This window comes from Rhodococcus sp. C3V (genome assembly GCF_029269915.1).
Lineage (GTDB): Bacteria > Actinomycetota > Actinomycetes > Mycobacteriales > Mycobacteriaceae > Rhodococcus_F > Rhodococcus_F qingshengii.
In genome coordinates this window covers 1-903 of record NZ_JARJBE010000061.1, presented here as the reverse complement: position 1 = coordinate 903, position 903 = coordinate 1, and the positions used below count along the sequence as shown (strand labels likewise).

Sequence of the window (903 nt, the reverse complement as noted above, 5' to 3'; positions counted from 1 at the left end):
CTGAGGGGATTGACCAAGGTTTACGGACCGACGAAAGCGGTGGACGATTTGTCGTTCACGGTCAAGCCGGGCATCGTGACGGGCTTCCTGGGCCCGAACGGTGCAGGTAAGTCGACGACGATGCGGATGATCCTGGGTCTGGATCAGCCGACGTCGGGTGCGGCGTTGATCGAGGGCAAGCCGTACCGGGAGCTCAAGACGCCGTTGCGGACGGTGGGTGCGTTGCTGGATGCGAAGTGGGTGCACCCCAATCGCAGTGCGCGGGCGCATCTGCAGTGGATGGCTGCTTCGAACGGGATCCCGAAGTCCCGCGTCGACGAGGTGCTCGGGTTGGTCGGATTGTCCGAGGTGGCGGGCAAGAAGGCCGGCGGGTTCTCGCTCGGTATGTCGCAGCGTCTGGGGTTGGCGGGTGCGTTGTTGGGGGATCCGAAGGTGTTGTTGTTCGACGAGCCGGTCAACGGTCTCGATCCGGAGGGCATCGTCTGGATTCGTAAGTTCATGCAGCGGTTGGCGGCCGAGGGCCGCACGGTGCTCGTGTCGAGTCACCTCCTGTCGGAGATGGCGCTCACGGCGGAGCAGTTGGTGGTGATCGGTCGGGGTCGGTTGATTTCGGATTCGACGGTCGCGGAGTTCGTGGATCGTTCGTCGGAGTCGACGGTGCGGGTGCGTAGTCCTCAGCTCGATGCGTTGCGCAGTGTGTTGCTCTCGCAGGGGCTGACGGTGCGTGAGGACGGTTCCGGTGTTGCCCCGGCATTGGTGGTGGTGGATTCGACCACCGATGTGATCGGTGGTTTGGCTGGTTCGCAGGGAATCGTGTTGTACGAGTTGGCTTCTCAGCAGGGGTCGCTCGAGGATGCGTTCATGAAGTTGACCGGGGACGATGTCCAGTACCACGCATCCGGT

The 903-nt window shown here is 63.1% G+C and carries 1 protein-coding gene; it reads left to right on the top strand.

Features of this window, described 5'->3' with window-relative positions; genetic code table 11:
• Nucleotides 1–903, top strand: a 903-nt coding sequence (locus tag P3G66_RS31795) for an ATP-binding cassette domain-containing protein (RefSeq protein ID WP_276117883.1), incomplete at both ends; no start/stop codon positions are given.